The organism is Streptomyces sp. NPDC050263 (assembly GCF_040655955.1).
Taxonomy (GTDB): Bacteria; Actinomycetota; Actinomycetes; order Streptomycetales; family Streptomycetaceae; genus Streptomyces.
Genome location: NZ_JBFAKW010000018.1, coordinates 36,313 through 48,531 on the forward strand (window position 1 = coordinate 36,313; position 12,219 = coordinate 48,531).

13 protein-coding genes are annotated in these 12,219 nt (G+C 70.3%); 3 read left to right on the forward strand and 10 right to left on the reverse strand.

Annotation, left to right across the window (positions count from 1 at the left end; genetic code table 11):
- Positions 1–76: 76 nt before the first annotated feature.
- The 8 genes from AB0J04_RS11370 to AB0J04_RS11405 form a co-directional block, all read right to left on the reverse strand.
- Entirely contained in the window at positions 77–505 is a 429-nt protein-coding gene (locus AB0J04_RS11370) for a rhodanese-like domain-containing protein (RefSeq protein ID WP_363168126.1), read from the reverse strand.
- Entirely contained in the window at positions 502–1,035 is a 534-nt protein-coding gene (locus AB0J04_RS11375) for a cysteine dioxygenase (RefSeq protein ID WP_363168127.1), read from the reverse strand. The genes AB0J04_RS11370 and AB0J04_RS11375 overlap by 4 nt, the downstream gene beginning before the upstream one ends.
- Positions 1,036–1,129: 94 nt before the next feature.
- Entirely contained in the window at positions 1,130–1,216 is an 87-nt protein-coding gene (locus AB0J04_RS11380) for a putative leader peptide (RefSeq protein WP_350958930.1), read from the reverse strand.
- A gap of 124 nt (positions 1,217–1,340) precedes the next feature.
- The gene (locus tag AB0J04_RS11385) at positions 1,341–2,963 is read right to left on the reverse strand and encodes an FAD-dependent monooxygenase (RefSeq protein ID WP_363168128.1); all 1,623 of its coding nucleotides are present in this window, start codon (positions 2,961–2,963) and stop codon (positions 1,341–1,343) included.
- 176 nt (positions 2,964–3,139) lie between these two features.
- A complete protein-coding gene (locus AB0J04_RS11390; protein WP_363168129.1) occupies positions 3,140–4,048 on the reverse strand; it encodes an amino acid ABC transporter permease in 909 nt (302 codons plus the stop codon).
- Entirely contained in the window at positions 4,045–4,710 is a 666-nt protein-coding gene (locus AB0J04_RS11395; RefSeq protein WP_363168130.1) for an amino acid ABC transporter permease, read from the reverse strand. The genes AB0J04_RS11390 and AB0J04_RS11395 overlap by 4 nt, the downstream gene beginning before the upstream one ends.
- Before the next feature lie 111 nt (positions 4,711–4,821).
- Positions 4,822–5,691 carry a glutamate ABC transporter substrate-binding protein gene (locus AB0J04_RS11400; protein WP_363168131.1) on the reverse strand — a complete coding sequence of 290 codons (870 nt, stop codon included), beginning with the start codon at positions 5,689–5,691 and terminating at the stop codon, positions 4,822–4,824.
- Between the two features lie 51 nt (positions 5,692–5,742).
- On the reverse strand, positions 5,743–6,519 hold the full coding sequence (locus AB0J04_RS11405) for an amino acid ABC transporter ATP-binding protein (RefSeq protein ID WP_363168132.1): 777 nt from the start codon (positions 6,517–6,519) through the stop codon (positions 5,743–5,745).
- 315 nt (positions 6,520–6,834) lie between these two features.
- Between AB0J04_RS11405 and AB0J04_RS11410 the strand changes: the two genes are divergently transcribed.
- Both AB0J04_RS11410 and AB0J04_RS11415 read left to right on the forward strand, forming a co-directional pair.
- A complete protein-coding gene (locus AB0J04_RS11410; RefSeq protein WP_363168133.1) occupies positions 6,835–7,521 on the forward strand; it encodes a response regulator transcription factor in 687 nt (228 codons plus the stop codon).
- A 12-nt stretch (positions 7,522–7,533) separates the two neighbouring features.
- A complete protein-coding gene (locus AB0J04_RS11415; protein ID WP_363168134.1) occupies positions 7,534–8,943 on the forward strand; it encodes a HAMP domain-containing sensor histidine kinase in 1,410 nt (469 codons plus the stop codon).
- A gap of 58 nt (positions 8,944–9,001) precedes the next feature.
- Here the strand turns inward: AB0J04_RS11415 and AB0J04_RS11420 are convergent, their stop codons facing one another.
- Positions 9,002–10,000, reverse strand: a complete 999-nt coding sequence (locus AB0J04_RS11420; RefSeq protein ID WP_363168135.1) for a TAXI family TRAP transporter solute-binding subunit — start codon at positions 9,998–10,000, stop codon at positions 9,002–9,004.
- Between the two features lie 124 nt (positions 10,001–10,124).
- Between AB0J04_RS11420 and AB0J04_RS11425 the strand changes: the two genes are divergently transcribed.
- Positions 10,125–10,532: a MazG nucleotide pyrophosphohydrolase domain-containing protein gene (locus tag AB0J04_RS11425; protein WP_363168136.1), complete on the forward strand. Its 408-nt coding sequence runs from the start codon at positions 10,125–10,127 to the stop codon at positions 10,530–10,532.
- 15 nt (positions 10,533–10,547) lie between these two features.
- Here AB0J04_RS11425 and AB0J04_RS11430 read toward each other — a convergent pair whose 3' ends face one another.
- Complete coding sequence (locus tag AB0J04_RS11430; RefSeq protein WP_363168137.1) at positions 10,548–11,984, reverse strand: hypothetical protein; 1,437 nt, start codon at positions 11,982–11,984, stop codon at positions 10,548–10,550.
- Between the last annotated feature and the right edge of the window lie 235 nt (positions 11,985–12,219).

Sequence of the window (12,219 nt, forward strand, 5' to 3'; positions counted from 1 at the left end):
CGGCCCCCTCATGCCTGGGTCCCCGCGCTCCCGAACTGCCCGCCGGACGACTGAGCCCGGCACGCGCGCGGTCCGGCTACGGCGTCACCGGGAGGCCTGCCGACTTCCACGCCTGGAAACCGCCGACGAGGTCGGTGGTCCGGTGCAGCCCCAGTTGGTGCAACGACGCGACGGCCAGGCTCGACGCGTAGCCCTCGTTGCAGATCACGACCGCCCGCACCTCGTGGCTCGTGGCCTCGGGGAGGCGATGACTGCCCTGGGGGTCGAGACGCCACTCCAACTCGTTGCGCTCGACGATCAGCGCGCCGGGGATCAGACCGTCCCGCTCGCGCAGGGCCGCGTACCGGATGTCGACGAGCAGCGCCTCGCCCGCGCGGGCGGCCTCGTAGGCCGCCCGCGCCTCCACGCGCGCGTACCCCGCCCGGACCCGTTCGAGCAACTCGTCTATGCCGGGTGGCTGTTCACCGCTCGGGCGGTCCGGCCGAGGCGCGCTCGCGCCGCTCACTGCCAGTCCTCCGGACGCTCTACCTGCTCCAGCCGCAGCACCTGTCCGGTACGGCTGTAGCGGCGGATGCGCGGCAGCGGCGGGTAGTAGGCGTGAACGGAGATCGCGTGTTCCTCGGTGGACTCGTTGAGGACCTCGTGGACGTGGTGATGCCCGAAGGAGCGGCCGCGGCCGGCCGGCAGCGTGCGCGACCGGTCCACGCCCTCCGTCAGCTCCAGGGTCTTCCAGCCGTCGCTGGGCAGCCGTGCGGCGAGCGAGTGCTCCTTCAGCTCGCCCTGCGCGGTCAGGAAGGCGCCCACCGAGTCCGCGTGGTCGTGCCAGCCGGTGCCCGTGCCGGGCGGCCAGCCGATCAGCCAGGCCTCGCTGCCGCCGGGGCCCTCCAGACGCACCCAGGTGCGGCCTTCGGGGTCGAGGGGGAGCGAGGAGATCAGCTCGGCGTCGGCCGCCGTGCGCCGGACGAAGTCGAGGAGCTCCGCCTGCGTGGGCGCGGCGGCGGTGACGGCGGTGGGAAGGGAGGGGGAGACAGACACGGATACCGTCCTGGGAACGTTCGCGGGGAGCGTGCGGCTGAGCACGAGCGCTGGGGCGCATCGGCGGCGCGCGCCGGAGAAGGGGGATGCGAATTCAGCAGGACGGATGACACACGCAGCCCGCATAGCGGACGAGGTCCATATGGACCCTCCGCCACAGGCGCACACAGGTGTCGGTCACGATCCGGAGTACACCATGACGGTGCAACCCGGTCAACTCGCTGTCACCATGTGGACCGCACAGTGACAGCCGGTACGGTCGCGTCGTCGTCGCACGAGTGGGCGTCGGGGCGCCGCCCGTTCCGTCACTTGGCCGCCGAGCCCGCCGTGGCCCCCGCCGAGGATGCTTCCTGTGTCCCCGCCGGACCCCCGACCGCCGCCTCCGCCGCCGCGTACAGATCGGCCGCGCGCACCCCGTTGAGCGCGGTGACCAGATGGCCGTCGGGACGGATCAGCAGGACGGTGTGGGCGGCCGCCCCGGGGTAGCTCTCGGCCACCAGCAGCTCGGCCGGGCTCGGCAGGGCCGTCACCGCGGCGGCGAGCCGAGGCATGATGCCGGCGCTCACCCAGTGCCTGCGTTCCCACACGCCCGTGCCCGGCGCGATCAGCAGGACGAGGAGGGCGCCGCGCCCGAGCCGGTCGCGCAGCCGTACGAAGGTGCCGTCCTCCGCCGTCACGAGGACGTCCTCGACCGGTGCGCCGGGAGGCGTGTCCACCGGCACCTCCGCCTCCAGGTGCCGGGGCGCGAGCGGGGAGGCGCCGTACGTGCCCGGAGCGCCCAGCGGACCGCGTCCCAGATGGCCCTCGGCGAGCAGCACGTCGTGGCCGCGGACCGCGCCGGGGACGTAGGCCCTTATGCCGGCGCCGCCGCGCAGCAGCGGCAGCGCCTGGTCGGCGGCGCGCAGCCGGGCGGCGACGGCCGCGCGCCGCTCCGCCTGGTAGCTGTCGAGCAAGCCCTCGTGCGGCCCGTGGTGCCAGGCCAGGGACAGCTTCCAGGCGAGGTTGTCGGCGTCCCGCAGGCCTTCGTCGAGGCCTTGGGTGCCGAGCGCGCCGAGCAGATGCGCGGCGTCCCCGGCGAGGAAGACCCGCCCAACGCGCCAGCGGCGGGCCAGCCGGTGGTGCACGGTGTGCACGCCGGTGTCCAGCAGTTCGTACGGGGGAGTGGAGCCGTTGCTCCAGCCCGCCAGGGTCTCGCGGACGCGGGCCACGAGCAGTTCGGGCGTGACGAGGTCCTTGCCGGGCGGCAGCAGCCAGTCCAGTCGCCAGACGCCGTCCGGCAGCGGTCGTCCGGTGACTTCCCCGGTGGAGGGACCGGACGTCCGCCACGGCGGTGTCCGATGGAGCAACGCCTCGTCGGCCCACGGAAGTTCCGTGCGCAGCGCGGCCACGGCGTGTCGTTCCACCGCCGTGCGGCCGGGGAAGCGGATGTCGAGGATTTTGCGGACCGTGGAGCGCGGGCCGTCGCAGCCGACCAGGTGGCTGCCGCGCCACCAGGTGCCCTTGGGGCCGCGGGTGTGGGCCGTGACACCGGAAGGTTCCTGCTCGACGGTGTCCAGCCGGCTGTCCACGACGATCTTCACCAGCCGCTCGCCGATGAGGGCGGCGCGCAGGGCGCCTGTCAGCACATGCTGGGCGATGTGCAGGGGAGCGGGGTCGTCGGCGTCGTCGAAAGTGATCTCACGGGTCACCTGCTTGCGCCGCATCGACCGCCATCCGGCCCAGTGCACCCCGGCCGCGTCGAGGGGCGCCCCGGTCAGGCGCGCCATGAGGGCGGCGGTGTCCTCGCGCAGCACGACGGTGCGCGCGAGCCGTGGTTCGTCCTTGCCCGGTCCCTCGTCGAGGACCACGGACGGCACCTGCTGGCGGGCCAGCGCCAGGGCGAGCGTGAGCCCGACCGGCCCCGCTCCGACGATGATCACCGGGTCCACGGCGTGCCGCCCCCTGCCCGCGACGGTGTCCTGAGGGACGTAAGTGAACAAGAGGTAGGAGCAGGGTGCACGATCACAGAACGTATGCAACCCATTGCCGCTGCTTGCGTCAAGTGACGAAAGGCAGTGGCGAGCGCGCCACTGCCTTCGTACAGGTCACATGACTTGAGAGTACGTCAGATCGAGCCGCCCGCGCCGGTGCCGAACGTGCCACCGACCTCGGCCGCGTTCAGGTCGTCGACCTTCTCGACGCCGAGCACCGCGCCCGTGCTGCGCTTGCTGCGTCGCAGGCGGCGCTCCAGCCAGCTCGCGAAGCTGGTCAGGATGAAGTTCAGGATGATGAACATGACCGCGACCACGATGAAGCTCGGGATCACGTTGGCGTAGTTCGCCGCGAGCGTGCCGCGCGAGTTGAGCAGCTCGGTGAAGCCGATCATCACACCGCCGAGCGCGGTGTCCTTCACGATGACCACGAGCTGGCTGACGATCGCCGGGAGCATCGCGGTGACCGCCTGCGGGAGCAGGATGCTGCTCATCGTCTGGCCCTTGCGCAGGCCGATGGCGTAGGCGGCCTCCGTCTGCCCCCTGGGCAGGGCGAGGATGCCGGCCCGGACGACCTCGGCGAGGACCGCGGCGTTGTAGAGCACCAGGCCGGTGACGACCGCGTAGAGCGGCCGGTCCTCGGGGGTGACGTCCGTGGAGCGGGCGTAGAACTCGTTGGCGAACAGCATCAGCAGCAGCACCGGGATGGCCCGGAAGAACTCGACGATCGTGCCGGCCACGCCCCGCACCCAGCGGTGGTCGGACAGCCGGGAGATGCCGAGGACGGCGCCCAGCGGAAGGGCGATCACCATGGCCAGGGCCGCTGCCTTCAGCGTGTTGGCGAGGCCGGGCAGCAGATACGTCGTCCAGGCCTCGGACTCGGTGAACGGCTTCCACAGGGCGGAGGTGAGCTGGTTCTTCTCGTCCATCTTTTGCCATGCCCACACCACGACCAGGGCGAGGAGCACGAAGAAGATCACCGAGAGGACGGTGTTGCGGAGTTTGGCGCGGGGGCCGGGAGTGTCGTAGAGGACCGAGCTCATCGCTTCACCGCCAGTCGCTTGCCCAGCCAGCCGAGGATGAGGCCGGTCGGCAGGGTCAGTACCACGAACCCGAACGCGAAGACCGCGCCGATGAGCAGCGTCTGCGCTTCGTTCTCGATCATTGTCTTCATCAGGTAGGCGGCCTCGGCGACGCCGATGGCGGCCGCCACCGTGGTGTTCTTGGTCAGCGCGATCAGGACGTTGGCGAGCGGACCGATGACCGAGCGGAAGGCCTGCGGGAGGATGACGAGCGTGAGGGTCTGGCTGAAGCTCAGCCCGATCGCCCGAGCCGCCTCCGCCTGTCCCATGGGCACGGTGTTGATGCCGGAGCGGATCGCCTCGCAGACGAAGGCCGCGGTATAGCCGACCAGGCCGAGCACGGCCAGCCGGAAGCCCTGCACCTTGAAGTCGTCGGCGCCCATGGTCATACCGAAGACGTCGGCCAGGCCGAGCGAACTGAACAGGATGATGACCGTCAGAGGGATGTTCCGGACGATGTTGACGTACACGGTGGCGAATCCGCGCATCAGCGGGACGGGGCTGACCCGCATGGCGGCCAGCAGGGTGCCCCAGACCAGCGAGCCCACGGCGGAGAGGGCGGTGAGCTTCACCGTCATCCAGAACGCCCCTAGGACGTCGTAACCTTCAAGAAAGTCGAACACGATCTCCCGCGCTTCCGGCTGGGTGGCGTATGAGGAGGGTGCGGCGCGCCGCCGCCGTGATCGCGACGGACGGCGGCGCGCCGCAGGAAACCCCGCTGAGCTGGGCTGTGACTAGGAGGCCTTCGGGACGATGACGCCGATCTTCGGGGCCGGCTCGTTCTTGTAGTTCGCCGGGCCGAAGTTGGCGGTGACCGCCTTGTCCCAGGAGCCGTCGCTGACCATCTTCTCCAGGGCGGCGTTGATCTTGTCCGTGGTGGCCGTGTCGCCCTTCTTGACGCCGATGCCGTAGTTCTCGTTGCTGAGCTTGAGGCCCGCGAGCTTGAACTTGCCCTTGTACTGGTCCTGGGCCGCGAAGCCCGCGAGGATCGAGTCGTCCGTGGTCAGCGCGTCGATGGCGCCGCTCTGCAGACCGGCCAGGCACTCCGAGTAGGTGCTGACCTCCTTCAGGTTCGCCTTGGGCGCGATCGACTTCTGCACGTTCTGCGCCGACGTCGAACCGGTCACGGAACACAGGTTCTTGCCGTTGAGGTCCGTGCCCTTGGAGATGTCCGAGTCCGACTTGACCAGCAGGTCCTGGTGGGCCAGCAGGTACGGGCCGGCGAAGTCGACCTTCTTCTTGCGCTCGTCGGTGATCGAGTAGGTGGCCGCGATGAACTTCACGTCACCGCGCGAGATGGCGTTCTCGCGGTCGGCGCTCTTGGTCTCGACGAACTCGATCTGGTTCGGCTCGTAGCCGAGCTCCTTGGCGACATACGTGGCGACGTCCACGTCGAAGCCGGCGAAGGACCCGTCCGGCTTCTTCAGACCGAGGCCGGGCTGGTCGTACTTGATGCCGATCTTGATCTTGCCGCCGCTGCCGCTTCCGCTGCTGGAGGCGCTGCTGCCGGTGTCGTCCTTCTTGTCGTCGCTGCCGCACGCGGTGGCGGTCAGGGCGAGGACGAGAGCTGCGGCCGAGACGGCGGTGACCTTGCGAAGCTTCATGAGGAACTTCCTTAGAAGAGTGATGACGTACTGCGGGCGGTGCGGGTTCCGTCAGTGGTGCAGGATCTTCGACAGGAAGTCCTTGGCACGGTCGCTGCGCGGATTGCTGAAGAACCGATCGGGCGCAGCCTCTTCGACGATGCGTCCGTCGGCCATGAACACCACGCGGTTTGCAGCCGATCGTGCGAAACCCATCTCGTGGGTGACGACGATCATGGTCATGCCGTCCCGGGCCAGCTGCTGCATGACCTCGAGGACCTCGTTGATCATCTCGGGGTCCAGGGCCGAGGTCGGCTCGTCGAAGAGCATGACCTTCGGGTCCATCGCCAGCGCCCGCGCGATGGCGACGCGCTGCTGCTGGCCGCCAGAGAGCTGCGCCGGGTACTTGTCGGCCTGGGTTCCCACGCCGACCCGGTCGAGGAGGGTGCGGGCCTTCTCCTCGGCCGCCTTCTTGTCGGCCCTGCGGACCTTGATCTGGCCGAGCATCACGTTCTCGAGCACGGTCTTGTGCGCGAACAGGTTGAACGACTGGAACACCATGCCGACGTCGGCGCGCAGCCGGGCGAGTGCCTTGCCCTCCTGGGGCAGCGGCTTTCCGTCGATCGCGATCGTGCCCTCGTCGATGGTCTCCAGGCGGTTGATGGTGCGGCACAGGGTCGACTTCCCGGACCCGGAGGGTCCGATGACCACGACGACCTCGCCGCGGTTGATCGTGAGGTCGATGTCCTGGAGAACGTGCAACGCGCCGAAGTGCTTGTTGACGCTCTTCAGGACGACCAGTTCACCGCTCGCGACCGCGTCTTCCTTGGTCACCGATACTTCGGTCATCGCTCGGGGGCTCCGTCCTCCTCGGTTTCGGAGGACAGTAGTGACCAGCCGCGACCAGCGTCATTACATCTGAGGGGAATCTGAGCATCACGATCCGATAGCAATCGGACACGTGTCGTAGCACTTGTGACCTGCGTGCGTATCGGGCCAGTAACGGAAGCAGCGCGCAACCGGAACTCTCTTGACTGCGTCTTCGTCCATCAGCGTGACTGCCATGATGCACACACGCGTGTGCCGGGTTTTTTCCGCTACCGAGAACCGTACGCCCGTTTCAGTGAGTCAGACCGTATGCCCGATGAACCGAAGGAGGCCGGGATGAGACTGCTGCTCGTCGAGGACGACAACCATGTCGCCGCCGCCCTGTCCGCGGTCCTCAAGCGGCACGGTTTCGACGTCACGCACGCGCGTAGCGGCGAGGAAGCGCTCCAGGCACTCGTCCCGGAGGGCCCCGGCTTCGGGGTCGTGCTGCTCGACCTGGGCCTGCCCGACCAGGACGGATACGAGGTCTGCGGCAAGATCCGCAAGCGCACCGCCACGCCGGTGATCATGGTGACCGCCCGCTCCGACGTCCGCTCCCGCATCCACGGCCTCAACATGGGGGCCGACGACTACGTGGTGAAGCCGTACGACACCGGGGAGCTGCTCGCCCGCATCCACGCGGTCAGCCGCCGCACGGTCCACGAGGACCCGGCCGTCGGCGGTGAGAGCGCGCTGCGCCTGGGCGCCGTGCACATCGAGCTGCCCACGCGGCGCGTCACGGTGGACGGCAAGGTCGTCCAGCTGACCCGCAAGGAGTTCGACCTCCTGGCGCTGCTGGCGCAGCGCCCCGGGGTGGTCTTCCGCCGGGAGCAGATCATCAGCGAGGTGTGGCGTACCAGCTGGGAGGGGACCGGGCGCACCCTGGAGGTGCATGTGGCCTCCCTGCGCGCCAAGCTGCGCATGCCCGCGCTGATCGAGACCGTGCGCGGCGTCGGATACCGGCTCGTCGCCCCGGCCGCGTAGCGGGGACCGTAGTTGCATAAACGTCTCCTGCCGCTGCTCATCGTCCTCATGGCCGCCGTGCTGCTGGCCCTCGGGGTGCCGCTGGCCGTCAGCGTGGCGGGCGCCCAGCAGCAGAACGTGGTCGTCGACCGCATCGACGACACCGCTCGCTTCGCCGCGCTCGCCCAGTTCGTCACCCTCTCTTCGAGTACCGGCGACGACGCGTCGGCCTCCACGAACGAGCGACGCGAGACGCTCAGGCGCGAGCTCGACAGCTACTACGACGTCTACGGCATCCGTGCCGGTGTCTTCTACGGCACCGACACCCCCATGGCTCATGCTCCGCGCGACTGGTACCTCCCCGAATCGGGCGAGGTGCGGGACGCGTTCGAGGAGGCGCTGCTCAGCCGTCGCAGCCACGACCCCAAGCAGGTGTGGCCGTGGCAGCGCAACCGGCTCGTCGTGGCGTCGCCGGTCATCCGGGACGGTGACGTCGTCGCGGTCGTCGTCACCGACTCGCCCACCGGGCCGATGCGTTCGAGGATCCTGCACGGCTGGCTGGTCATCGGCGCGGGCGAGGTCGCCGCGATGCTGCTGGCCATCGGCGCCGCCCTGCGGTTGACCGGCTGGGTGCTCAAGCCCGTGCGCGTCCTGGACACCACCACCCATTCGATCGCCAGCGGCCGCCTGAAATCCCGGGTCGCCGTGTCCGGTGGACCGCCGGAACTCAGGCGGCTGGCCCGGTCGTTCAACGAGATGGCGGACAACGTCGAGGAGGTGCTGGAACAGCAGCGCGCCTTCGTCGCCGACGCCTCGCACCAACTGCGCAACCCGCTCGCCGCACTGCTGCTGCGCATCGAACTGCTGGCCTACGAGCTCCCGGAGGGCAACGAGGAGATCGCCTCCGTCCAGAGCGAGGGCAAACGCCTGGCCCAGGTCCTGGACGACCTGCTCGACCTGGCCCTGGCCGAGCACGCCGAGGCACATCTGCGGGTCACCGACATCGGCTCGCTGGCCGCCGAACGCGTCGCCGCCTGGGCGCCCACCGCCGAGGCCAAGGGTGTCCGGCTGGTGGGCGACTGCCCACCCACCACGGCCTGGGCCGACCCGGTGACGCTGTCCAGCGCTCTGGACGCCGTGATCGACAACGCGGTGAAGTTCACCCCGGAGGGTGAGAGCGTCGAGGTGGCCGTCGCCGCCGACGGCGAGACCTCGACGATCGTCGTCACTGACAACGGTCCGGGGTTGACCGACGAGGAGCTCACGCGCGTGGGCGACCGCTTCTGGCGCAGCGGCCGTCACCAGAACATCAAGGGCTCGGGCCTGGGCCTGTCCATCTCCCGGGCCCTGCTCGCGGCGGGCGGCGGCTCCCTCGCGTACGACCACCACGAGCCCAGCGGACTGACGGCGACGGTGACGGTGCCGAGGTCGCCCGCGTCGTAGCGGGAGCTTGGGGCGGTGGCGGTGGCGGTGGCGTGGGGCGGCGGTGCCGGGGACGGGACTAGGGCTTGACCGAGCGGTAGTAGCGCCGGGCGCCCTCGTGCAGCTTGAGGGGGTCGGTGTAGATGGCGGTGCGCAGGTCCACCAACTGCGCGGAGTGCACGTGCGCGCCGATGCCGTCGCGGCTCTTGATCACGGTCCGGGTCAGCCACTCGGTCAGCCGGGGTGCCATGTCCGTACGGGTCATCAGCAGGTTGGACACCGCTATCGTCGCGACGGTCGAGCCGTTCTGGATGGTGGGGTAAGCGGACTCGGGCATGTTCGTGGCCCGGTAGTAGCCGGTGGAGCCGTCCAGGTCGTGCATCTTGGCGACGAGGTCGGGACCGATCGGCACGAACCGGAAGGTGAAGCTGTCGGCCAGCTTCTCCAGTCCCGCCGTCGGCACCCCGCCGGACCAGAAGAACGCGTCGATCTTGCCCTGCTTCAGCTTCTCGGGGCCGGTGTCGATGCCCTCCGACTCGGCCTTGATGTCCTTCACCGGGTCCAAGCCGGCCGCCTTGAGCACCCGCTCGGCGATCAGCCGCACCCCCGAGCGCGGCAGCCCGGTCGCCACGGTCCTGCCCCGGAGGTCCGCGACGGACCGCACGTCCGAGTCACGGGGCACCACCAGCTGCACGTAGTCGTCGTACAGCCGGGCCACGCCGCGCAGTCGGGCGGCCGAGCCGGGGTGCTGCGCCTCGTAGGTCTCCACGGCGTCCGCGGCGGCGATGGTGAAGTCCGCGTCGCCGGTCGCCACGCGCGCGACGTTCTCCTGTGAACCGTTGCTGGTCGTCAGGTTCACATCCAGGTTGGGCATGTCCTTGGCGAGCTCGGCGCGCAGCCGACTGCCGTACTCGTAGTAGACGCCGCTCGTCGTGCCCGTGCTGAACGTGATCGAACCGCTCGGTGGCTCCTCGCCCAGCGGCAGCAGCCACCACAGCAGCAGCCCGAGGACGACGGCACCGACGGCCGTGCCCTGGAGGGCCCGTCGCCTGCCGATCCGGGAGAACACCTTGGACATGGTCGCGATCCTGCCAGCCGGCACGCGGTACTGACCAGGGCGGGGCTCACAGCACCGGCTCGTGGGGCGGCTTGCGGACCGGCTCAGCGACTCGAGTGTCAGTGCTCGTCGTTACAGTCTGTGCATGAGTTCCTCGCCCGCCGACCTGGTCCGTGAGTTCCACCGTGCCTTCGGGCTCGACGCCCGCACCACGCCCACGGAGGTGTCACCCCGCCTCGCCGAGCATCGCGGGGAGCTGCTCGCGGAGGAGGCCGCGGAGGTCGCCGAGGTGGCGGTGAGCGGCCCGCTGGACCGGCTCGCGCACGAGCTGGCCGATGTCGTCTACGTCGCGTACGGCACGGCCCTGGTGCACGGGATCGACCTCGATGCGGTGCTCGCCGAGATCCACCGGGCCAACATGTCCAAGCTGGGCCCCGACGGCCAGGTCGCCCGCCGCGCCGACGGCAAGGTCCTCAAGGGGGAGCACTACGAGGCGCCGGACGTGTCCTCGGTGCTGCGCCGCCAGGGATGGATACCGGGCGGCGCAGCCTGAGGCCGGGGCGCCGGATTACGGCGTCCCGCCGCCCGCCAGCTTCCACTCGCGGTGCAGAGCGCCCGGCGGGATGTCCCGCTGGGACACGGGTGTGCCGAAGATCGTCAGCTGCAGCCGCAGGGTGCCGCTGAGGTCGACGCCGTCGTAGACGGCCCAGGAGCCGTCGGCCTCGAACACGTCGTCGGTGCCGGTGACCGTGCCGGTGCCCTCGCCGCGGACATAGGGCGCCAGGTCGGCGACGACCCCGACGCTGCCGTACAGACCGACCGAGGCCTGGGCCCCGAGGGCCGCCTTGACGCTGCCGGCGGTGGTGACGGACGTGCGCACCGGAGTGCTCTTCATGTCCGAGTCGCTGACGGGCGTCCAGCCCTGGCCCAGGCCGAAGGTGCCGCCCGCCTTGAAACCGCCCTCGAGGCTCTGCTCCACGTCGACGGTGATCCTGCCGTCGCCGCTGATCTCGAGATAGCAGGTCAGGTCGAGGTTGACCACGACGGGGACGGGGCCGACCTGGAGCACCGGATCGGCGTGCAGGGTGGCGAAGGGGATCCGTACCGGTGTGGCGGAGGCGCCGGCGCGGCCTTCGAGGGCCCAGCCGGAGGTCCAGTCGCCGGACACGCCCAGGTAGGCCGAGGCGGGTGCGATGTCGGCGCCCTCGCCGCCGTAGCGGAAGTCGACCTGCGGGGCGACCTGTACAAAACCGGAGACGGAGGCGGTCGCGGAGGCGGACTCGTTCCCGACGGTCGGCAGGTCGGCGCGTACGTCGAGCCGCAGGCTGCCGAGCGGGACGGTCGCTCCCTCGGGGCCGACGTGGACGTCACCCGTCCGCGACCAGGAGACGTCGACGTCGGGCAGCAGCTTGTCGATGTCGAAGGCGGCCGGGGCGACCGGCACGCTGCCCTTCGCGGTCTCGTCCCCGAGCAGCGCGTTGAGCTGGGCGGGTTCGGTCTGCACCGCCGTGCCCTCGGCGGTCTCGCCGAGCACCTTCGTCACCTCGGCGAGGAGCCCGTTCGGCGCACCGGGCGCCGGCGCGCTGGCGATGACGTCGCCCACGGCCGTGCGGTGCGGGGCCTCCGACGCGGTCGGGGAGGGGGCCGCGGGGGAACTCGCGCCGCCTGCGCCGTCGTTGGAGGAAGTGCCGGAGGCGGTGGCGGAAGGGGACGAAGTACCGGAGGGGGCGTCTGAGGAGATGACCGCCCGTCCGGTCCTGCTGTCGTACGAGTTGACGCTGAGCTTCGTCCGGTGGGCCCGTCCGTCGGCGTCACCGGGGTGGGCCGCGGCGGTCGCGGCGCCGCCGGCGGGTGCGGTCGCCACCGCGAGCGAGCGGTCGGCGGAGGGTGCGGAGGTCTGGGCGTCCGTCTGGCGGCCGGCTGACGAGAAAGAGGACTCGGCCTGGGACGAGGGGGAGGAGCAGCCCGCGGCGAGGAGGAGGGCGGATGCGGCTAAGGCGGGCATGAGGGCACGGGTGTGCCTCGTGCGTCTGCGCAAGGTCAGTCCTGAGGTGGGGGTGGGAGAGCAGGGGGGACCGGCCGGTCAGACAGATTCCTACCGGCAGGTAACTAAGCATGGGCATGCCATGTTGCTCTCTGTGACTCTTCGCGATTCCTCCACGCGGCGATGTGACGTACGCCATGCGCTGCGATGGGGCGCTCGGATGCGATCCGCGCGCCCCACAACACCCCAATCTCCC

Excerpts from the sequence above, each read along its gene's own strand:
- AB0J04_RS11390 (WP_363168129.1), bottom strand. The coding sequence starts at position 4,048 with ATGAGCTCGGTCCTCTACGACACTCCCGGCCCCCGCGCCAAACTCCGC.
- AB0J04_RS11400 (WP_363168131.1), bottom strand. The coding sequence starts at position 5,691 with ATGAAGCTTCGCAAGGTCACCGCCGTCTCGGCCGCAGCTCTCGTCCTC.
- AB0J04_RS11405 (WP_363168132.1), bottom strand. The coding sequence starts at position 6,519 with ATGACCGAAGTATCGGTGACCAAGGAAGACGCGGTCGCGAGCGGTGAA.
- AB0J04_RS11410 (WP_363168133.1), top strand. The coding sequence starts at position 6,835 with ATGAGACTGCTGCTCGTCGAGGACGACAACCATGTCGCCGCCGCCCTG.
- AB0J04_RS11420 (WP_363168135.1), bottom strand. The coding sequence starts at position 10,000 with ATGTCCAAGGTGTTCTCCCGGATCGGCAGGCGACGGGCCCTCCAGGGC.
- AB0J04_RS11425 (WP_363168136.1), top strand. The coding sequence starts at position 10,125 with ATGAGTTCCTCGCCCGCCGACCTGGTCCGTGAGTTCCACCGTGCCTTC.
- AB0J04_RS11430 (WP_363168137.1), bottom strand. The coding sequence starts at position 11,984 with ATGCCCGCCTTAGCCGCATCCGCCCTCCTCCTCGCCGCGGGCTGCTCC.